The following is a 20,282-nucleotide window of genomic DNA, read 5'->3' as shown; positions in this document are numbered from 1 at the left end:
AGCAGGGATCACTCAAATTAGGTTAGGGCCGGATATGGAGGCAGGATTTTACTGGATAACCCGCTAAACGGCCAATCTTTAGTCGGCGGGTCAATCAAGGGGGGCCAACATGGTTAAACAAGGGAGCGAGTGGTGAGCACGGCTCCCAGAATACGGGGACCATAAGCCCCCCGATCGAGACGGTTCGAATAAAAACGTACCAGCAAGAAACCCAGGGCACCGCCCCCCAGACAACTGAGGATGGTGACCCCCTCCCCCGCGCCAAGCAGAGGAGCCAGCCAGAGCTGGCCGAACAGGGCGCCCACCAGCAGGCAGAACAGCGGCAGCACATAGACCAGAGCAGCCCCCCGCAGCAGGCTCTGCCGGGGAATGCCAAGGCGCACCTGCTGGCCCACCGCCAGCGTCATGGTGCGGGCGACCCGGATCCGCTGGTGACCCTGGGGAAAGGCCTTGGCCACAGTACCGGTGCCGCAATGGGGCTGCTGCTGGCAACCACTGCAGGCGGAGCGCCGCTCACACTCGACCCAGACGTGCCGATCGTCGATGGCGACCACGGTCGCCAGCTCTTCGCTCATTTCATCCAAGGTGTCACTCCTGCGCCATGGGATCCCGCCCACCATACGTCATGGGCGTCCTTACTGCACCGTCTCATTGCGAGAGAGCGGCCGTACCGACTCGGCGATGCGCTTGGCGGTGTCGGCCGGGATCTCCCCCACCACGGTGATTTCGACCCCGACATCGTTGACGAAGCTGACCAGAGAGGTGGCCCCCTGGCGGATCAATTGCTGGCGCACCGCCTGATCCGGGTCGACCCTGGCCACATAGACGGAGAGATCCACCAGGCCATCGGAGAGCATCATATAGTCCACCGGGGTGCTGGTGGTCACCAGCTGATGCTTGTCTTGCGAGAGCAGCTTGAAGCCTTCCGGCAACCAGGTCACCTGCCAGTTGAGCACCTGCTGGGGGGCGGGATAGGCATCCTCCAGCGTCAGGGCATGGGGCAGCTTGCTGTTGGCCAGGGTGACCAGCCAGGGGGACGGCGCCGACATCAGATCGAGATCCACCCCAAGCACCTGCTCCACCAGATTGCCCTCCTTGTCGATCATGTCCGACCTAAGCAGCAAATGACTCTCTTCATCGAGCCAGAGCACGAAACCATACTTGTCCGCCTCCTTGGGCACCATGCGGACCACCTGGGAGACCCGACCCGCCACCCGGCTGCGACCGGCCACCACCAGATCATAACTGGCCAGCACCCGCGCCAGCGGCATGTTGACCAGGGTGGACCAGATGCCGGGGAAGCGCCCCCCCTTGAGCGTGTATGGCTCGTGGGTGTTCTCGAAGAAGGTGAACTCATCCTGGCGCTGCAGATATTCCACCGCCTTGCCATCCAGATAACTGAGGTGGGCAACTTCCTTGCCGTCGATGATGGCATGGCTGATCCGGATCGGCTCGAGCCGTCCCTGTCTCGCCTTGACCATGGCGAGTTCGAAATTCTGTTGGGTGGTGGCTCTCTGCATCTGCTGCAACAAGGCCTCGGCCGACATTTCGTCGGCCGAGGCCTTGGCACAAATCAACAGGGCAGAGGCCAGCAGGATACGGCTGAACTGGCGCACGATAACATTCCTGAGAGAGTGATGGCTGACAGGCCCTTATTCCTGGACCTGCTTGTCTTGCAACAGACGCTGCTGCAACTGGTGATCGCGCAGGAACGCATTGATCCTGGCTCTTTGCTCATTCACCTGTTGCTCGCTCAGGGCCTGCTGGCGGGCATTGCGCTCAGCATCCTGAGGGTAATGCACGCTCACCGGCGAGGCGCTGCCCCCTATGGGTATGGTATTGAGCACAGGATTGCTCTGCAGTGCCGGATCCTGACCCTGATACTGCTGCACCCCGAAGATGACGGCGGCGGCGACCGAGGCAGCGATGGCATACTGGCCAAACTGTTGACCCGCCCGGCGCAAAAAGGGAAGGACCCGGGCCGTCTGCCGCGCTGGCACAACCTGAGGGGCAGGTGCCGCTACGGGAGCCAGTATGGTCGGCTCCTCATCGAGGGCCATGGCTATCTTGTCGCTGAGATCCAGCTGCAGATTGAGCGGCAGATCTCCCCGCATGGCATCACCGATCAGATGGTAACGGCTCCAGGTACCCCGTCCCTCGGCATCCATCGCCAGGGCATCGAGTTCCTGAACATCACTCAGGTCACCATCCATCAGGGCCGAGATTTGCTGTTTGTTCGCCATAAGTTAACCTGTCTTCCCCAGTTTAATTCTCAGTCAGAGGTTTCAGCTTTTTGTCGATTGCGTCCCTCGCCCTGAATATGCGGGATCTGACCGTACCCACAGGGCAATCCATGATTTCGGCAATCTCTTCATAACTCAGCCCTTCCAGTTCACGAAGGGTGATGGCTGTCCTCAAGTCCTCAGGCAGCGCCTCTATGGCGGCAAACACTGTCCGCTTGATCTCGTCGGTCAGTGCCAGATTCTCCGGGGTGGCGACCTCTTGCAGGGCCTCTCCACCGCCGTAGTATTCTGCCTCGTCGGCCTCCACGTCACTACTGGGCGGCCTGCGCCCTTGGGAGGTGATGTAATTCTTGGCCGTATTGACGGCAATTCGGTACAACCAGGTGTAAAACGCACTCTCACCACGGAATGTCGGCAGCGCCCGATAGGCTTTGATAAAGGCCTCTTGCGCTACGTCCGGCACATCACCGGGATTGTTGACATACCTGGCCACCAGGTTGACTACCTTGTGCTGGTATTTCGTTACCAACAGGTTGAACGCGTTTTTATCGCCACGTTGGACTCGCTCAACCAGCTGTTCGTCCAGTAAATTCTGGTCGCTCATCAGGCCGTAAGACCCCCATTAAGGTTATCGTTCTTCTTTTCCGGCCTTTCCTAAGCGCACAAGTTCAGACAGGGAAAATCAGAGAAAGTTCGCTTTAGTTTAAAAAAAGGTGATGTGGGCTGCATCGTTACCCTCGCTTGGGCTACCATGGTGCCAGTTCTTTATCCAGGCCAATGATACTTATGAAAGCAAGTGTTGAATACCTTTGCGACGTGCTCATCATTGGCAGCGGTGCCGCCGGTCTGTCCCTCGCCTTGCGATTGGCAGATCAGGCCAAGGTCCTGGTTCTGAGCAAGGGGCCCATCAGTGAGGGGGCCACCTTCTATGCGCAAGGAGGCATCGCTGCCGTGTTTGACGAAACCGACAGCATCGAATCCCATGTCAGTGACACGCTCAACGCAGGCGCCGGCCTGTGCGACCCGGGGGTCGTCGAGTTCACCGCCCGCCACGCCCGCGACTCCATTCAGTGGCTGATCCAGCAGGGGGTTCCCTTCGATCAGGAGGAGGACGACCACGGCGAGCCCCACTATCACCTGACCCGGGAAGGGGGCCACAGCCATCGCCGCATCTTCCATGCGGCGGATGCCACCGGCAAGGCGGTGCAGACCACGCTAGTCGACCAGGTGCGCGCCCACCCCAATATCCAGCTGATGGAGCGCTTCAACGCGGTCGATCTCATCACCACCCGCAAGCTGGGTCTGCCGGGCAACCGGGTGCTGGGAGCCTATGTCTGGAACCGCAACGCCGAACAGGTCGAGGTGATCCGCGCCCGCTTCGTGGCCCTGGCCACCGGCGGCGCCTCCAAGGTGTACCAGTACACCTCCAATCCGGATGTGAGCTCGGGGGATGGCATCGCCATGGCCTGGCGTGCCGGCTGCCGGGTGGCGAACCTGGAATTCAACCAGTTCCATCCCACCAGCCTGTACCACCCCGACGACCCCAACTTCCTGCTGACCGAAGCCCTGCGTGGCGAGGGGGCCTATCTGCGCCGCCCGGACGGCAGCCGTTTCATGGAAGATTTTGACGAGCGGGCCGAGCTGGCGCCGCGAGACATCGTCGCCCGCGCCATCGACCACGAGATGAAGCGCCTGGGCGCCGACTGCATGTATCTGGATATCAGCCACAAGCCGGCGGAGTTCATCATCAAGCACTTCCCGACCATTTATGAGCGTTGCATGGCGGTCGGCATCGACATCACCAGGGAGGCAATGCCCATAGTCCCGGCGGCCCACTACACCTGTGGCGGCGTGATGATAGACAACAACGGCCAGACCGACATTCCCGGGCTCTACGCCATCGGCGAAGTGACCTATACCGGTCTGCACGGCGCCAACCGCATGGCCTCCAACTCCCTGCTCGAATGCGTGGTCTATGCCCATCAGGCGGGGGCCGACATCCTGGCCAAGCTGCCCATGAGCGTGGAACCCCCGGCCCTGCCCGCCTGGGACGAGAGCCTGGTGGACGATTCGGACGAGCAGGTGGTGATCCAGCACAACTGGCACGAGCTGCGCCTGATGATGTGGGACTATGTGGGGATAGTGCGTACCAACAAGCGGCTCGAACGGGCCAAGCGCCGCATCGACCTGCTCAAGCAGGAGGTGCAGGAGTACTACGCCAACTTCCGGGTCTCCAACAACCTGCTGGAGCTGCGCAACCTGCTGCAGGTGGCCGAGCTCATCGTCAACTGCGCCCTGCAGCGCAAGGAGTCTCGCGGCCTGCACTACAACCTGGACTTCCCGGACATGCAGGCCAACCCCAGGCCGACCGTGTTGACCCCGGACAGGGATTGATCCGCAGCGCCATCACCACAGACCCCGCCGAGTGCGGGGTCTGTCATTCTGGCCAGTCAGCGGTTCCCCTTGCGGGCCGGATTGAGGTGCACGGCCCGGGCCAGGGCGCGGTAGTGTTCGGGGGCCAGGGCATCGGCGAACAACCAGAGCCGGGCTTGTCCGCCCTGCTCCCCCAGCAGCTGGAGCCAGAGCGCGCCGGGCAGGATGCAGCTGCGCGGTCCGATCCGGTAGCGCCCGCCCTGCCAGCTCAGCCACTCCCGCTCCCAGAGCAGTGGCGCGCTCACCCGGCGCGACTGGCGCAGGGCCAGGGTCAGGCCCAGGGCCCAGACCGGCAGAAACAGTCCCCACAAGCCGCCCTGGATCAGGGCAGACACAGGCCAGAGCATCCCCAAGAACAACGCCAGCAGACAGAGCTGCTGGCGCCGGGAGACGATGACGGGGATCTGCATGCCGACCTTACAACTTGGCGTCGTGGCGAGCCTGGTTGCGCGCCAGGATCAGGGGGATCATGGCGGCGAAATCGGGATCATCCGGCACCCCGTGGCCCATGCTCCAGCGAAACAGCTCGGGATCCTCGCACGCCAGCAAACGGATGAAGGTCTGCTGCTCGGCCTCGCTCAGGGAGTCGAACTCGTGTTCGAAAAAGGGCATAAAGATCACATCCAGCTCGAGCATGCCACGACGGCAGGCCCACTTCAGGCGGGATTTCTCGATGGGGCTCAACATGGCTCTCTCCTTACAAAGACCCGGGGATGGTAACAGCAGGATTTTCCGGCTGACAAACATTCCTTACGTCTTTACCATGCAGGTCACATACTTTTGTCCCAGGAATGCGATCGTGAGCCTGCAAGCCCCTGTTTTCCCTGCCGAGCCTACCCAATTCCCCCTGACCGACCTGGCTCTGGTCCGCCTCACCGGCGAAGAGAGAGCCAAATACCTGCAAGGTCAGGTCACCTGTGACGTCAATGCCCTCGCCCCCGGCCAGAGCACCCTGGGCGGCCACTGCGATGCCAAGGGCAAGCTGTGGGGCGATTTTCGCCTCTACTGCCTGCAAGAGAGCCTGCTGTTGCAGACCAGGGCCTCCCTGCTGGCACGCCAGCTGCCGGAACTCAAGAAATTTGCCGTGTTCGCCCGGGTCGATATCCAGCCGTGCGACTGGACCAGCCTGGCCATCGCGGGCACGGGCACGGATGCCTGGATCGCCACCGAGTTCGGTCTCAGCGACACGGGACTGACCCCCTCTGGCATGGCAGCCAGGGTCGCCCCCGACCGCTGGTTGCTGGTGAGCGAGCAGGATCCCGCCCTGGCCCTGCCGCAGGCCAGCCAGGATCTCTGGTGGGCCCTGGACATAGCCGCCGGCATCCCTCACCTGGAGGCGGCCCATCAGGGGGAATACATTCCCCAGATGATCAACCTGCAGGCCCTCGGCGGCATCAGCTTCACCAAGGGCTGCTACATGGGCCAGGAGACGGTGGCCCGCGCCAAGTATCGCGGCGCCAGCAACCGGGCCCTGTTCGTGCTGGCCGGCGAGGCCAGTGCCACGGTCGCCAGCGGCGATACCCTGGAGCGGCAGCTCGGCGAGCACTGGCGCCGCAGCGGCCTAGTGCTCAATGCCTGGCAGCAGGATGGCCAGGTCTGGCTCACCGCCGTGCTGCCCAAGGATACCGAGGCCGACGCCCTGTTTCGTCTCAAGCAGGAGGAGGGGTCACGGCTGCACCTGCAACCCCTGCCCTACGCGCTGGACGACTGAGCCGCGCCACTCGCATCAAGGCCCGCAGGGGCCTTTTTGCTGCCGCCCACCCGGCGGTGAAACCGACTCTGTTTACCCCCTGAACACCTGACGGGCATGGGTCACTAGCGCCTCCCTGAGCCAGCGGCCCGCCTGCCCCAGCGGCTGATCCCGCCTCCACAGCAGCTCCAGTCCCATGCTCCACTGCTGCTCGAGAAAATCCACCGGCAGCACCACCACCTCCCCCCTGGCCAGGGGCCCCTGCAACAGGTATTCGGGCACTGAACCCCAACCCAGGCCGCGCTTGATGAGCTCGAGCACGCCCCAGTCCCCCTCCACCCACCAGACGCTCGGCGCGAAGCGAAAACGCTCCCGCTCCCCGCCGCCCCGCTGGCCGGTGACCATCAGCTGGCGCTCCCCCTTGAGATCGGCGAGCCCGACCCGCGCCAACCGGGCCAGGGGATGAGCCGGTGCCACGACGATGGGCAGGCGCAGGCGACCCAGGGCATGAAACTCCAGATCCCGGCTCGCCTGCAGCCGCTCGTAACTGATGCCGAGCTGGGCCCGCCCCTCCCGCAGCAGATGGGTGAGATCTTCGAGCATGGGAAACAGCAGCTCCAGCTCGATGGCGGGGAAGGTCTGGGCGAAGCGATCCAGCACCTCGGCGACCCAGGGCAGCTGGGAATCGTCGTCGATGGCCAGGGTCAGCCTGGCCTCCACCCCGCCATGGAGCTCGTGGGCCACCGCCTGCAACTGTTCGCTGCTGGCGAGCACGGCCCTGGCCTCCACCAGCAATCGCTCACCGGCCGCGGTCAGCACCGGATAGCGGCCGCGGCGATCGAACAGTTCGACCCCCAGATCTATCTCCAGATTGGCGATGGCGCTGCTCACCACGGATTGCGCCTTGCCGAGGCGGCGGGCCGCGGCGGAGAAAGAGCCGGTCTCGGCCGCCGCCAGCAAGGCCTTGAGCTGTTCCAAAGAGAGATTCATGGGGAGATTCCTTGCCAGTGCTGGCCCAGCATCAGGGCCATGATGTATCTACAAAGCAGATGGATACCAACGTGAAACTATCGCAGTTTAGCGATAGATTTCTGCCCATATCAACACCTGAAGAGAGAGATAGAGATGCGTACCGTCCGTGATCGTCTGCGCCACGCCATCGGCTTTGAATTGATTGGCCTGCTGATCGCCGCCCCCCTCGCCAGCTGGTTGACCGGGGTGGCCCTGAGCCACATGGGGCCACTGGCCCTCTTCTTCTCCGTACTGGCCACCCTCTGGAACTATGTCTACAACCTCGGATTTGACCGTTTGCTGCAACAACGCCAGGGGCATACGCGCAAGAGCCTGTGGCAGCGGGTATGGCACGCCATCGGGTTCGAAGGGGGCCTGCTGACCGTGGCCCTGCCCGCCATGGCCTGGTGGCTGGAGATCAGCCTGCTGGAAGCCCTGGTGCTGGATCTGGGCTTCGTGCTCTTCTATCTGGTCTATGCCTTCGTCTACAACCTGCTCTACGACAGGGTCTTTCCCATCCCGGTTCAGACAGCGCAGGGCATCTGACCCCCAGGTTCCCATGAAAAAGGTCCACCCCGAGGTGGACCTTTCGATGACCCTGCCCGGCCGCTCGGCCGGGTCAGTGACGCGGTATCAGGCCGCCGCCTGCTCGGGCTGAGCCTCTTCCACCCCGATGCCATTCTCGGACTTGGCCACCACCACGCAGACCGCGGTATCCCCCACCACGTTGGAGGAGGTGCAGAACATGTCATTGATGCGATCCACCGCCATGATGATGGCAAGCGCCTCCATGGGCAGGCCGAGCTGCATCAGCATCACCCCTATCATGACCACGCCACCGCCGGGCACGCCCCCCGCTCCGATGGAGAGGATCAGCACGGTGAAGCCGATGGAGAGCAGATCCGCGCTGTTGATGCTGGCGCCGGTGGCGTTGGCCACGAACAGGGTCGCCAGCGTGATGTAGATGGAGACACCTGACATGTTCATGGTGGCCCCAAGCGGCACGCCGAAGCCCGCGATGGACTTGCTGACCCCAAACTTCTCGGTGAGGGTGCGCATGGTCACCGGAATGGTGGCGTTGGAGCTGGCGGTCGACAGGGAGAAGAGCACCTGCTCGCGTGTCTTGCGACGAAACTCGGCGGGCTTGATCCCGGTCAGCAACCAGACCAGCAGCGGATAGACCAGGAAGATCCAGCCCACCAGCATGGCCACCACCAGCAGCACATAACTGGCCACCGACATCAGGGTATCGGCCGCCATGGTGGCACCCAGCTGCACCATGAGGGCGAACACGCCGTACGGTGCCAGCTTCATCACCAGGCCCACCAGTTTCATCATCACCTCGTTGGCGATGCGAAACGCGTTGACCGCAGGGCCGCCGCGCTTGTCCAGGGCCTGAATGGCCAGACCGGTCAGGATCGCCATGAAGATGATCTGCAGCATGTCGCCGGAGGCAAACGCCTGGATCGGGTTGCTCGGCACTATGTTCATGATCATCTTGCCGATGTCCGGGGTGCTGGTGTTGCCTATGTCCACCGCCTCTGCGGCCAGGGGCAGATGGGCCCCCAGACCGGGTTGCAGCAGCAGGCCCACCGTCAGGGCGGCCGTGATGGCCAGCACTGTATTGCCTATGTAGAGCAGCAGTGTCTTGGTGCCGAGGCGACCGAAACTCGCCACGTCTTTCAGCTCGCATACCCCGCAGACGATGGAAATGTAGACCAGGGGGATGACCATCAGCTTGATCAGGGAGACGAACATGCCCCCTATGCCGCTGGCGCTGCCGACGACCCAGGTATCCAGCAATGGCTGGCCGGGGAAGAGATACTGGATGGCACTGCCCAGCACCAGGCCGGCAAACAGGCCGACGAAGATGCGGGACGAGAGAGACTTATCCATGGGACTGCTCCTGTGTGTGATTGTCTGTCTTGTATTGTTTTTGTAGTCAATATCACTATCGCGATCTGACGAAGGCAGACTCTACACCCAAGAAACATTTTTGCTACAAATGGTATATATCACTGTCAAAGCCTGTGACTTGGATCAAAAGTTCAGCATTTACCGCCACTTTCGGCAAAAATACAGAGCTTTGACTCAAATAAAGCCACAGCAGCACCAACCTATAAATTTGTTTAAAAGATGAAATATTAGATACATGACGAGATTTAACACCAAGTAATCAGACCATAATCACTGATTTTTGCCTGAGTCACGGAATTAAATGCCAGCAGCAAAGATGATACACAGGCCTCCCAACAGGCAGGCAAGGCGATAGTGTAATATGCTGCCAGAACGCCAACAGGCAGCAGCCTGGCCAGATAAAGATCCCGAAGCAGAAAGCCAGACAGGGGATATGGCCGCCATGGACGTCAAGCCCAGGATCAACAGAGCACAAGGAATGCAGGGCAGCAACAGGCCGGGTCAAGACGGCGGAGGGGACTCGGAAAATGCCGATGAAGGGAAGGAGGGCCAGAGGCGGCAGCAAGTCTGCCTCTGGCTCGGGGAGAGGGATCAGGCCTGGGCAGTGGCGAGGGGCGCCTCTTCTGGCTGTGCACTCGCCTCCTTGCCCGATACGGCGGCGATCTCCTGCTGGTACTGGCTCAGCAGACGCTGGGCCGCCACCATGTCCCCCTTGTGCAAACGCTCGAACAGATGATGCTGGACCACGCCGCTCAGGTATTCGACCGTGATGGGCTGCTCCAGGGTCTCCAGCAGCTCTTCCTTGCCGAGTTCGGCATTGATCTCGTCCGCACAGCTGCGCAGCAGGCCCGACAACTGGGTCAACATCCGGCGCTCACCATCGCGTAGCAGGCTCAGCATGCGAGTCTTCTGCTGCTCGTTCTGTTGGGTCATACATATCCTTACGTCTAGGGGAACAGGCCCGCTCATTTTGCCCTGTCCGCTCAAGAGCGTCCATCCCGCACGACACTCTTATTTACCCCCGGGCCCCGCGCGCCCTGCTGTGCTTTTTGGGGCGCATCTCGGTATAGTGAGCGGGGCCTGTCGCCCTGTCGTACGACCCACGGAGACCCTTGCCCCATGACGGATGCCATCTTGCTGCTCTGTACCTGCCCGGATCAGGCGAGCGCCGACCTCATCAGCGAGCAGCTGCTCGAGCGCCGCCTCTCGGCCTGCATCAACCAGCTGCCCGGGGTGCGCTCCCTCTACCGCTGGCAGGGGAAGGTTGAGCGCGCCAGCGAAATCCAGCTCATCATCAAGTCCCGCATGCCGCTGTTTGCCGCCATCGAGCAGGCGATCCTGGCCCTGCATCCCTATGACACCCCCGAGCTGATCACCCTGCCCGTCACGGGCGGCCATGGGCCCTATCTTGACTGGCTGACACAGGAAACCTCATGATCCGCCTTCTCTCCCCGCTCCTGCTGCTCACTGCCCTGCTGACCGGGCTGGCCCCCGCCCTCGTCAGGGCCAATGTGGATCCCCTTGCCTTGCTCGGCCTGGGCCAGCAGGCCCCCCGCTTTCTCAAGGTCGATGAGGCCTTCGCCCTCGATGCCGTGCAAGAGGGGGCCCAACTGACGGTGCGCCTGCAGATTGCCGAGGGTTACTACCTCTATCGCCACCGCTTCGCCTTCAAGGGGGAGAACGCCGACGTCGCCCCCCCTGCGCTCCCGCCGGGCACGGACCATGAGGATGACTTCTTCGGCAAGACTCAGGTCTACTACCGGCAGGTGGAGATCCCGCTGCAACTCACCCGGGTCGATGAAGGGGGTCGGCTGCACGTCAGCTATCAGGGCTGCACCGAGGGGCTCTGCTACCCCCCCACCGACAAGGTGATCGACCTGAACCCCCTTGGCGCCGCGGACGAGCCGGCGATCCGGCCCGGCACCCTGACCGGCGCCGCCACTCAGGATGCCACCGCCAGCCAGCAGGACAGGCTGGCCGCCGCCCTCGGCAGCCAGGGCTTCTGGCTCAGCGTCGCCGCCTTCTTTGCACTCGGCCTCGGCCTTGCCTTCACCCCCTGCGTCTTCCCCATGTATCCCATCCTCACCGGCATCATCGCAGGGGCGGGGCACCGCCTCTCCACCCGACGCGCCTTCCTGCTCTCCTTCGTCTATGTGCAGGGGATGGCGCTCACCTACACCCTGCTCGGGCTGGTGGTGGCGTCGGCCGGGTTGCAATTCCAGGCGGCCCTGCAGCACCCCTATGTGCTGATCGGCCTCTCCGTCATGTTCGTGCTGCTGGCCCTCTCCATGTTCGGGCTCTACAGCCTGCAACTGCCGAGCAGCCTGCAGACCCGTCTCTCGGGCCTCTCCAACCGCCAGCAGGGCGGCTCGGTCGCCGGTGTCGCCATCATGGGGGCTATCTCGGGACTGGTCTGCTCCCCCTGCACCACGGCCCCCCTCTCCGGCGCCCTCATCTACGTGGCCCAAAGCGGCGATCTCTGGCTCGGCGGCGCGGCCCTCTACGCCCTGTCGCTGGGCATGGGGCTGCCCCTGCTGCTGCTCGGCACCTCGGGGGGCAGGCTGCTGCCCAAGGCGGGGGCCTGGATGGATGTGGTCAAGCAGCTGTTTGGTTTTGCGCTGCTGGCGGTGCCCATACTGCTGCTGTCACGGCTGTGGAGCGACCAGGTCACCAACCTGGCCTGGCTCGGCTTGGGGCTGGCGCTGTGTGGTTACCTCTATCATCACAATCAGGGGAGCGAGCATGGCCCTGGCAAGAGCCTGCGCGGCTTTGCCCTGCTGCTGGCCATGATGGGCGCCATGGTCGCGGGCAAGGATCTGCTGCTGCCGACCCAAAGCGGTGCGAGTGCCGACATCCAGGCCCCCCGATTCATCCGCATCAAGACCCAGGATGATCTCAAGACGCAACTGGTCGCCGCCCGCGGCAAGCCGGTGCTGCTGGATCTCTACGCCGACTGGTGCGTGGCCTGCAAGGAGTTCGAGCACAAGACCTTCAGCGACCCCGAGGTGCGGGCGCGCTTTGCTGACATGGTGCTGCTGCAGGCAGACGTCACCGCCAACGACGACGCCGACGTCGAGCTGCTCAATGGCCTGAACGTGCTGGGATTGCCGACCCTGATCTTCTTCGATCGCGATGGCAACGAGGTGAACGGCCAGCGGGTGACCGGCTTCATGGGGCCCGCCGAGTTCCTCGGCCAGCTCGACAGGATCCGTTAGCAACGGGGGGCTCAGGGGAGCAAACTGGGCCCTCGGTTTCTGGCATCCACGCCGATTTTTCCCGCCATCCCTTGTTTATGGTGCGTGCCATGGCAAAATTCGCCCTTTCCCGTCTCGCATCGTCCGGAGTCTTGATGAAAAAGTGGTTCATCCCCCTGCTGGCCCTCTGGCTGGCAGCCTGCAGCGCCGGGCCCGCCGCCGATGAGATAGAAGGCCAGATCAGGGCCAGGCTGCACGGGAGCGCCGATGCCCAGCTGTTTGATATCAGTGATTTTCAGGTGCTGGACAAGACGCAGCGAGAGGAAGGCGTCTATCTCGTCAGCGTCAGCTACCGGATCCATTTCAAACAGGGACTGGCAGAGCTCAGGGTGCTGCAGGACGAGGATCTGATCTATGACAGAGCCGGCCCCTTCCAGCAGGAGATGGGGCTGATGGAGCTGGAGCGAAAATATGGCGAGTTCGAGGCAGGCCAGGCGCTGGCGCAGCAGGTCCAGGTGTGGATGGTCAGGACGGAGCAGGGCTGGCGCCTGGCCGAGCCCGCCCAGGGAGTACACAGTCCCGCCGCCTGATCTAGAGCAGATCCTTCATCCTGTGCCACAGCATACCGAGCGCCAGCAAGGGTGAACGCAGGGCCGGACCGCCAGGAAAGGTCATGTGGGGCACGCGGCTGAACAGATCAAAGCCTCGGCTCTCCCCCTTTATCGCCTCCGCCACCAGCTTGCCCGCCATGTGGGTGGCGTTGAGGCCGTGACCCGAATAGGCCTGGGCGTAGAAGACGTTGGGGTGATCAGCCAGGCGGCCTATCTGCGGCAACCGGTTGGCACCAATCCCTATCATGCCCCCCCACTGGAACTCGATGGCGGTGCCCGCGAGCTCGGGGAAGACCCGCAGCAGCTTGGGCAGCATGAAGGCCTTGATATCCCTGGGATCCCTTCCTGAGTAGTTGCAGGCGCCGCCAAACAGCAGCCGGCCATCGGCCGAGAGGCGGTAGTAGTCCAGCGCCACGTTCTGATCGCACACCGCCATGTTCTGCGGCAGCAATCGCTGGCGCAGCCGCTTCTCCAGCACCTGGGTGGCGAGTATGTAGGAGCCCGCCGGCAGCACCTTGCCCCCCAGCTCCGGATTGAGTTCGTTGAGATAGGCGTTGCAGCCGATCACCAGATAATCGCTGCTCACCCGACCGTGGGCCGTGGTCACCTCGACCCGCTCGCCGTAGTCGATGTGGGTCACCCTGGAGTGCTCGAACAGGGCGACGCCGAGGCTGGCCGCCGCGCGCGCCTCTCCCAGAGCCAGGTTGAGGGGGTGAAGGTGGCCGGAGCCCATGTCGATCATGCCGCCGATGTAGCGATCCGATCCCACCACGGTATGGATATCTTCGCGCGCCACCAGCGTCAACTCATGCTCATAACCCAGGTTCGCCAGGTGCTGCGCATCCTCCTCGAACCCTTTCAGGTGGCGCGCCTTGGTGGCGAGATCGCAATAGCCCCAGGTGAGATCGCAGTCGATGTCGAAGCGCTCGACCCGATCCCGCACCAGCTGTACCGCTTCGATCCCCATCCGATCCAGCTCCCGTACGCCCTCCTCACCGATGTAACGGGCGAACTGGCTGGTATCGTGGCCTATGCCGCGAATGAGCTGGCCGCCGTTGCGCCCCGACGCCCCCCAGCCGATGCGGTTGGCTTCAAGCAGCACCACCTTGTAGCCCTCCTGGGCCAGATTAATGGCGGTGTTGAGGCCGGTGAAACCGCCACCGATGACGCAGACGTCCGCATCCAGCTCACCACTGAGCTCGGGCCACTGCTGCGTGTCGTTGCGGGTGGCCGCGTAATAGGAGGCCACGTGTTCCTGATGTCCCTGTCTTCCTGTCTGCATGCTCAGCATCCTGCCTGGTTGCATTCGTTTACTAAATTAAACGGGTGTCATCGATAATACCCAGCCCTCCATCGTCAATCCAGCCCGCCAGGATCACAGAAATGCAAAAGGCGCCCCGAAGGGCGCCTTTTCATGCAATCGAGGTGCTGTGAATTACAGTACGTCGACGGCGTTCAGGTCGGAGAAGGCCTTCTCCAGACGGGCGATCATGGAAGTCTGACCGGCACGTACCCAGACGCGCGGATCGTAGAACTTCTTGTTCGGCTTGTCGGCGCCTTCCGGGTTGCCCAGCTGGCCTTGCAGGTAGGCTTCGTTGGCCTTGTAGAAGCCCAGCACGCCTTCCCAGGTCGCCCACTGGGTGTCGGTGTCGATGTTCATCTTCACCACACCGTAGGAGATGGATTCGCGGATCTCTTCCAGGGTGGAACCTGAGCCACCGTGGAACACGAAGTCCAGGGACTTGGCAGGCAGACCGAACTTCTCGGAAACGTACTTCTGGGAAGCGTCCAGGATGGTCGGGGTCAGCTTGACGTTACCCGGCTTGTACACACCGTGCACGTTGCCGAAGGAGGCAGCGATGGTGAAACGCGGGCTGATCTTGGACAGACGCTCGTAAGCGTAGGCCACGTCTTCCGGCTGGGTGTACAGGGAGGATTGATCCAGGTGGCTGTTGTCCACGCCGTCTTCTTCACCGCCGGTGCAGCCCAGTTCCAGCTCCAGGGTCATGTCCAGCTTGGCCATGCGGGTCAGGTACTCGCAGCAGATGTCGATGTTCTCTTCCAGCGGCTCTTCGGACAGATCCAGCATGTGGGAGGAGAACAGCGGCTTGCCGGTCTCGGCGAAGTGCTTCTCGCCCGCGTCCAGCAGACCGTCGATCCACGGCAGCAGCTTCTTGGCGGCATGGTCGGTGTGCAGGATCACGGGAACACCGTAGGCTTCGGCCACGGCGTGCACGTGCTTGGCGCCGGAGATGGCACCCAGGATGGCAGCTTGCTGGCCTTCCAGCTTCAGACCCTTGCCGGCGGTGAACACGGCACCACCGTTGGAGAACTGCACGATGACCGGGGCTTTGACCTTGGCGGCAGCTTCCAGCACGGCGTTGACGGAGTCGGTACCGACGCAGTTGACGGCCGGCAGAGCGAAGCCGTTTTCCTTGGCGATGGCGAACACTTTCTGAACGTCATCACCAGTGATCACGCCGGGTTTTACGAAGTCGAAAATTTTCTTAGACATGTTTAATCGTCCTGTCTCGTATGCCGTTAATAAAAAGTGGGGGGTTCATCATGAACCGGCACAGCGGCCACATGATAAACGAAACGGGAGGCTTTTGCCCCCCGTCCCGGGTCAATTAGGCTTTGGCGCGCTCTTCGAGAATCGCGACAGCCGGCAGTACCTTGCCTTCTACGAACTCCAGGAAGGCGCCGCCGCCGGTGGAGATGTAGGAGACCTTGTCGGCGATGCCGAACTTGTCGATGGCGGCCAGGGTGTCACCACCGCCAGCGATGGAGAAGGCCGGGGAAGCGGCGATGGCTTCGGCGATCACCTTGGTGCCTGCGGCGAACTGGTCGAACTCGAACACGCCGACCGGGCCGTTCCACAGTATGGTCTTGGCGTTCATGATGATGTCGGCCAGGGCCTTGGCGGAATCCGGACCGATGTCGAAGATCATGTCGCCGTCAGTCACGTCGGAAACGGACTTGATGGTGGCCGGGGTGGATTCGGAGAACTCGGCACCGACAACCACGTCTGTGGTCACCGGAATGTTGGTCTCGGCAGCCAGCTTCTTGGCGGTGTCGATCAGGTCGTGCTCGCACAGGGACTTGCCGACGTTGTGACCGGCAGCGGCGATGAAGGTGTTGGCGATGCCACCACCGACCACCAGCTGGTCAGCGATCTTGGACAGGGACTCCAGCACGGTCAGCTTGGTGGAGACCTTGGAGCCGCCCACGATGGCTACCATGGGGCGCTCGGGCTTGAGCATGGCCTTGCCCAGGGCGTCCAGTTCACCGGCCAGCAGCGGGCCGGCACAGGCGACCGGGGCGAACTGGGCCACACCGTAGGTGGAGCCTTCGGCGCGGTGAGCAGTACCGAATGCATCCATTACAAAGACGTCACACAGGGCGGCGTATTTTTTGGCCAGATCGATGGCGTTCTTCTTCTCGCCCTTGTTGAAGCGGCAGTTTTCCAGCACGACCAGCTCGCCGGCGGCGACGTCTACGCCATCCAGGTAATCCTTGGCCAGGCGGACCGGGCAGGACAGTGCGTCTTTCAGATAGTTGACGACCGGGGCCAGGGAGAATTCTTCGTTGTATTCACCCTCGGTCGGACGACCCAGGTGGGAGGTGATCATCAGCTTGGCGCCCTTTTCCAGAGCCAGCTTGATGGTCGGCAGAGTCGCTTTGATCCGTGCATCTGAAGTGACCTTGCCGTCTTTTACCGGCACGTTCAGGTCAGCACGGATCAGAACGCGTTTACCCGCCAGATCCAGGTCGGTCATCTTGATAACAGACATATTCAGTCCTCTATATATTTTCAGGTAATGTTAAAAAAACAGTAACCTTGCGCCCGGTGCAGGCTCTCAGCCTGCGGCCATCATGGCCCGGGTGGTATCCAGCATGCGGTTGGCGAAGCCCCATTCGTTGTCGCACCACATCAACATCTTGACGAGGTTGGCATCGCTCACCCGGGTCTGGGTACCATCAATGATGCAGGAGTGTGCATCATGATTGAAGTCTACGGAGACCAGCGGCTCTTCCGTGTAGTCCAGGATACCCTGTAATGTACCTCTGGATGCCCGTTGCAGGGCTTGATTTACGTCAGTAACCGTCACTTTTTTACGAACAGTAATGCTCAGATCCATGGCGGTTACATTGATGGTCGGCACCCGCACCGCGATCGCCTCGAACTTGCCGGCGAAATGGGGCAGGATCCGCTCCAGCCCCTTTGCCAGCTTGGTATCCACCGGGATGATGGACTGGCTGGCGGCCCGGGTTCGACGCAAGTCGCTGTGGTAGGCATCGATGACTTGCTGGTCGTGCATGGCCGAATGAATTGTCGTAATAGTACCACAATTTATCTCGAATTCTCGATGCAATGTTTCGATGACGGGCACCACGCAGTTGGTGGTACAGGAGGCATTGGAGACGATCCGCTCCCGTCCCGTCAGGGTCTGGTGGTTCACCCCGAAAACGATTGTCGCGTCCACGTCCGCATCCGCCGGATGGGAGAAGAGCACCTTGCCCGCCCCCGCATTCAGATGGCGCTCGGCATCGGCCCGGGAGCCGAAGACCCCGGTGCAGTCCAGCACCACGTCCACCCCCAGTGCCCGCCAGGGCAGATTGGCCGGATCCCGCTCGGCAAACAGGGCGATGAGATCCTCCCCCACCTGCATGCGGCTTCCCGCCAGCTGTACCGGATGACCGAAGCGACCATGGCTGGTGTCGAAGCGGGTGAGGTGCACCATGGCCTCGGGGGCAGCCAGCTCGTTGATGGCGACTATCTTGATGGTCTTGTCACGACCGCTCTCGTAGAGGGCCCGGAGCACGTTGCGCCCGATGCGGCCATAGCCGTTGATGGCAATCTTGATCATGGAGATTGAGTGTCCTTACCTGCGACGAGGAGAAGATGGGGAGGCATCATGAGAGTTGCGCCTCCCGGAAGGTGCCACGGGCCAGCAGTGCGGCACCGAATACCCCGGCGCTGTCCCCCAGGGCCGGCGCTATCATGGGGGTGGCGAAACGGGGGTTGAACAGGAAGGGCAATAGCGTCTCGCGCCCGGCGCGATAGAGGCTCTGCACATTGCCTACGCCGCCACCGATTACGATCACATCCGGATCCAGGATGTTGACCACGTTGGCGAGGGCCTGGCCGAACAGCAGGTGCAACCGATCCAGGGTGAGTCTGGCAACCTGGTCGTGGGCGGTCGCCGCCGCTATCCGTGCCAGGGACAGATGGCGTTTGGCCTTGGCCTCATACCAGGCCTCCAGCGCAGGGCCGCTGATGAGGGTTTCGACACAGCCACGCTTGCCGCAGTAGCACTCGGGCCCCTCCGGCAGCAGGACATTGTGACCCCACTCCCCGGCGATGCCGTGGTGGCCGTTGAGGATCTGGCCGTTGATGACGATGCCGGCCCCCACTCCCGTGCCCATGATGATGCCAAATACGACCCTGGCATCGGGATGGTGCTGGCGCACCGCCCCCAGGTGGGTCTCCGCCAAGGCGAAGCAGTTGGCGTCGTTGGCGATGAGCACGGGCACGCCCAGCCTGCGCGCCAGATCCTCCTTGAGGGGCTTGCCATTCAACTCGGTGGTGTTGCAGTTCTTCATCAGGCCGGTCTGGGGATCCCGCGCCCCCGGGGTGCCCATGCCGATGAGAACAGGGCGCTGGCCGAGCCGCTCGGCGCACTCGTCCACCAGCCTGGCGATCTGACCGAGTATGTGCTCGTAACCGCCACGGCGTTCGGTGAGGATGCGATGGCGCAGCAGCACCTCGTCACCCTCGAGTACCACGCACTCGCACTTGGTCCCGCCAAGGTCGATGCCCCAATCCCACGCACCCTTGCCCATCCTGCCTCCTGCCATGTTCAACGCCACCCTCACCCGGTCGTCGGGAGGCGCCCTCGCCCATGCTGTCCGCGACCCTGTTCAATGGTGGTGCAGTGTAACCCGAGCGGTGACCAGGATGCAGCCCCCGCGAGCCCGGGCAGCAAAACGGGGCCCGCAGGCCCCGTTGTTCACTGTGCGGTCGACGACGCTCAGCGGCCGTGGTACTGCGCCGACAGCTCGTGCACCGCGTTGACGAACACCCCGGCGTGCTCCGGGCTCACGTCCTGATGGATACCGTGGCCCAGGTTGAAGACGTGACCGTTGCCGCTGCCAAAGCCCGCCAGGATGGAGGCGACCTCTTCGCGGATGCGCTCGGGCGCGGCGTAGAGCATGGAAGGGTCCATGTTGCCCTGCAGCGCCACCTTGTCGCCGACCCGGCGTTTGGCATCCGCGATGTCGGTGGTCCAGTCCAGCCCCAGGGCATCGCAGCCGGTGGCGGCGATCTGCTCCAGCCACTGGCCGCCGTTCTTGGTGAACAGGGTGACCGGCACGCGGCGCCCCTCATTCTCACGGATCAGGCCATCGACGATCTTGTGCATGTACTGCAGGGAGAAGTCGCGGTAATCCCGCGGGGTCAGCACGCCGCCCCAGGTGTCGAACACCATGACGGACTGGGCACCCGCCCTGATCTGAGCGTTGAGGTAGCTGATCACGCTGTCCGCCAGCTTGTCCAGCAGCAGGTGCAGTGTCTTGGGCTCTGCGTACATCATCTGTTTTATCTTGGTGAACGCCTTGGAGCTGCCCCCCTCCACCATGTAGGTGGCCAGGGTCCAGGGGCTGCCGGAGAAGCCGATGAGCGGCACCTCGCCCTTGAGCTCGCGGCGAATGGTGCGCACCGCGTTCATCACGTAGCCGAGCTCGTCTTCCGGATCCGGGATGGGCAGGGCCTGCACGTCCGCCATGGACTTGATGGGGCGCTCGAAACGCGGGCCTTCCCCGTGCTCGAAGTAGAGGCCCAGCCCCATGGCGTCGGGCACGGTCAGGATGTCGGAGAAGAGGATGGCGGCATCGAGGGGATAGCGGCGCAGGGGCTGCAAGGTGACCTCGCAGGCCAGCTCGGCGTTGCGGCACAGGGACATGAAATCCCCCGCGACGGCACGGGTCGCCTTGTATTCCGGCAGATAGCGGCCAGCCTGGCGCATCATCCATACCGGGGTCATGTCCACGTCCTGGCGCAGCAGGGCGCGCAGGTATCGATCGTTTTTCAGCTCTTTCATCCCAGTTCCTGAGTCGTGTCACGCATAAAATGGCGGATATGATACCACTTTGTCTGCACCAGGGGACGGCGAGAGCGCCT

The 20,282-nt window shown here is 62.7% G+C and carries 21 protein-coding genes; 6 read left to right on the top strand and 15 right to left on the bottom strand.

All coding sequences use genetic code 11. The features are described from left to right. Window positions 1–113 precede the first annotated feature (113 nt). From ACEUCR_RS18420 to rpoE, 4 genes are read right to left on the bottom strand one after another with little or no spacing between them, the layout of a single operon-like run. Window positions 114–575, bottom strand: a complete 462-nt coding sequence (locus tag ACEUCR_RS18420; RefSeq protein WP_041995318.1) for a SoxR reducing system RseC family protein — start codon at window positions 573–575, stop codon at window positions 114–116. Between the two features lie 60 nt (window positions 576–635). After that, the gene (locus tag ACEUCR_RS18415; protein ID WP_408791760.1) at window positions 636–1,616 is read right to left on the bottom strand and encodes a MucB/RseB C-terminal domain-containing protein; all 981 of its coding nucleotides are present in this window, start codon (window positions 1,614–1,616) and stop codon (window positions 636–638) included. Between the two features lie 36 nt (window positions 1,617–1,652). Further along, on the bottom strand, window positions 1,653–2,243 hold the full coding sequence (locus ACEUCR_RS18410) for a sigma-E factor negative regulatory protein (RefSeq protein WP_408791758.1): 591 nt from the start codon (window positions 2,241–2,243) through the stop codon (window positions 1,653–1,655). Window positions 2,244–2,265: 22 nt separating this feature from the next. Beyond that, window positions 2,266–2,847, bottom strand: a complete 582-nt coding sequence (gene rpoE, locus ACEUCR_RS18405; protein ID WP_041995312.1) for an RNA polymerase sigma factor RpoE — start codon at window positions 2,845–2,847, stop codon at window positions 2,266–2,268. Between the two features lie 182 nt (window positions 2,848–3,029). Between rpoE and nadB the strand changes: the two genes are divergently transcribed. Continuing rightward, window positions 3,030–4,637, top strand: coding sequence for an L-aspartate oxidase (gene nadB, locus ACEUCR_RS18400; RefSeq protein WP_041995310.1), 1,608 nt, complete (start codon window positions 3,030–3,032; stop codon window positions 4,635–4,637). 56 nt (window positions 4,638–4,693) lie between these two features. Here nadB and ACEUCR_RS18395 read toward each other — a convergent pair whose 3' ends face one another. Then, window positions 4,694–5,080, bottom strand: coding sequence for a protein YgfX (locus ACEUCR_RS18395; protein WP_041995432.1), 387 nt, complete (start codon window positions 5,078–5,080; stop codon window positions 4,694–4,696). Window positions 5,081–5,093: 13 nt separating this feature from the next. Continuing rightward, complete coding sequence (locus ACEUCR_RS18390) at window positions 5,094–5,363, bottom strand: FAD assembly factor SdhE (protein WP_041995309.1); 270 nt, start codon at window positions 5,361–5,363, stop codon at window positions 5,094–5,096. Window positions 5,364–5,481: 118 nt separating this feature from the next. Between ACEUCR_RS18390 and ygfZ the strand changes: the two genes are divergently transcribed. Next, the gene (gene ygfZ, locus ACEUCR_RS18385; RefSeq protein WP_408791796.1) at window positions 5,482–6,387 is read left to right on the top strand and encodes a tRNA-modifying protein YgfZ; all 906 of its coding nucleotides are present in this window, start codon (window positions 5,482–5,484) and stop codon (window positions 6,385–6,387) included. 72 nt (window positions 6,388–6,459) lie between these two features. Here the strand turns inward: ygfZ and ACEUCR_RS18380 are convergent, their stop codons facing one another. After that, entirely contained in the window at window positions 6,460–7,356 is an 897-nt protein-coding gene (locus ACEUCR_RS18380; RefSeq protein ID WP_408791756.1) for a LysR family transcriptional regulator, read from the bottom strand. A 135-nt stretch (window positions 7,357–7,491) separates the two neighbouring features. Between ACEUCR_RS18380 and ACEUCR_RS18375 the strand changes: the two genes are divergently transcribed. Continuing rightward, window positions 7,492–7,923, top strand: a complete 432-nt coding sequence (locus ACEUCR_RS18375) for a PACE efflux transporter (RefSeq protein ID WP_041995303.1) — start codon at window positions 7,492–7,494, stop codon at window positions 7,921–7,923. Window positions 7,924–8,010: 87 nt separating this feature from the next. On the opposite strand, the gene ACEUCR_RS18370 is transcribed toward ACEUCR_RS18375, so the two are convergent. After that, entirely contained in the window at window positions 8,011–9,273 is a 1,263-nt protein-coding gene (locus ACEUCR_RS18370) for a dicarboxylate/amino acid:cation symporter (RefSeq protein WP_041995301.1), read from the bottom strand. Window positions 9,274–9,885: 612 nt separating this feature from the next. Next, window positions 9,886–10,227, bottom strand: coding sequence for a hypothetical protein (locus ACEUCR_RS18365; RefSeq protein WP_041995299.1), 342 nt, complete (start codon window positions 10,225–10,227; stop codon window positions 9,886–9,888). A gap of 186 nt (window positions 10,228–10,413) precedes the next feature. On the opposite strand from ACEUCR_RS18365, the gene cutA reads away from it, so the two are divergent. From cutA to ACEUCR_RS18350, 3 genes are all read left to right on the top strand, one after another. Further along, on the top strand, window positions 10,414–10,731 hold the full coding sequence (cutA, locus tag ACEUCR_RS18360; RefSeq protein WP_408791754.1) for a divalent-cation tolerance protein CutA: 318 nt from the start codon (window positions 10,414–10,416) through the stop codon (window positions 10,729–10,731). Then, window positions 10,728–12,509, top strand: a complete 1,782-nt coding sequence (locus ACEUCR_RS18355) for a protein-disulfide reductase DsbD (protein ID WP_408791752.1) — start codon at window positions 10,728–10,730, stop codon at window positions 12,507–12,509. The genes cutA and ACEUCR_RS18355 overlap by 4 nt, the downstream gene beginning before the upstream one ends. Before the next feature lie 134 nt (window positions 12,510–12,643). Beyond that, window positions 12,644–13,078 carry a hypothetical protein gene (locus ACEUCR_RS18350; RefSeq protein ID WP_041995293.1) on the top strand — a complete coding sequence of 145 codons (435 nt, stop codon included), beginning with the start codon at window positions 12,644–12,646 and terminating at the stop codon, window positions 13,076–13,078. 1 nt (window position 13,079) lies between these two features. Here ACEUCR_RS18350 and ACEUCR_RS18345 read toward each other — a convergent pair whose 3' ends face one another. From ACEUCR_RS18345 to hemE, 6 genes are all read right to left on the bottom strand, one after another. After that, entirely contained in the window at window positions 13,080–14,381 is a 1,302-nt protein-coding gene (locus ACEUCR_RS18345; protein WP_408791750.1) for an NAD(P)/FAD-dependent oxidoreductase, read from the bottom strand. Between the two features lie 153 nt (window positions 14,382–14,534). Further along, on the bottom strand, window positions 14,535–15,614 hold the full coding sequence (gene fbaA / locus ACEUCR_RS18340) for a class II fructose-bisphosphate aldolase (RefSeq protein ID WP_041995289.1): 1,080 nt from the start codon (window positions 15,612–15,614) through the stop codon (window positions 14,535–14,537). A gap of 115 nt (window positions 15,615–15,729) precedes the next feature. Then, on the bottom strand, window positions 15,730–16,893 hold the full coding sequence (locus ACEUCR_RS18335) for a phosphoglycerate kinase (RefSeq protein WP_041995287.1): 1,164 nt from the start codon (window positions 16,891–16,893) through the stop codon (window positions 15,730–15,732). Between the two features lie 66 nt (window positions 16,894–16,959). Then, entirely contained in the window at window positions 16,960–17,970 is a 1,011-nt protein-coding gene (gene epd / locus ACEUCR_RS18330; protein WP_041995285.1) for an erythrose-4-phosphate dehydrogenase, read from the bottom strand. Window positions 17,971–18,016: 46 nt separating this feature from the next. Then, window positions 18,017–18,946 carry an ROK family protein gene (locus ACEUCR_RS18325; protein ID WP_408791748.1) on the bottom strand — a complete coding sequence of 310 codons (930 nt, stop codon included), beginning with the start codon at window positions 18,944–18,946 and terminating at the stop codon, window positions 18,017–18,019. A 188-nt stretch (window positions 18,947–19,134) separates the two neighbouring features. Beyond that, window positions 19,135–20,202 carry a uroporphyrinogen decarboxylase gene (gene hemE, locus ACEUCR_RS18320; protein WP_111874708.1) on the bottom strand — a complete coding sequence of 356 codons (1,068 nt, stop codon included), beginning with the start codon at window positions 20,200–20,202 and terminating at the stop codon, window positions 19,135–19,137. Between the last annotated feature and the right edge of the window lie 80 nt (window positions 20,203–20,282).

Source organism: Aeromonas bivalvium (assembly GCF_046078285.1).
In the GTDB taxonomy this organism is placed as follows: domain Bacteria; phylum Pseudomonadota; class Gammaproteobacteria; order Enterobacterales; family Aeromonadaceae; genus Aeromonas; species Aeromonas bivalvium.
This window is presented reverse-complemented; position numbering and strand designations above follow the sequence as displayed.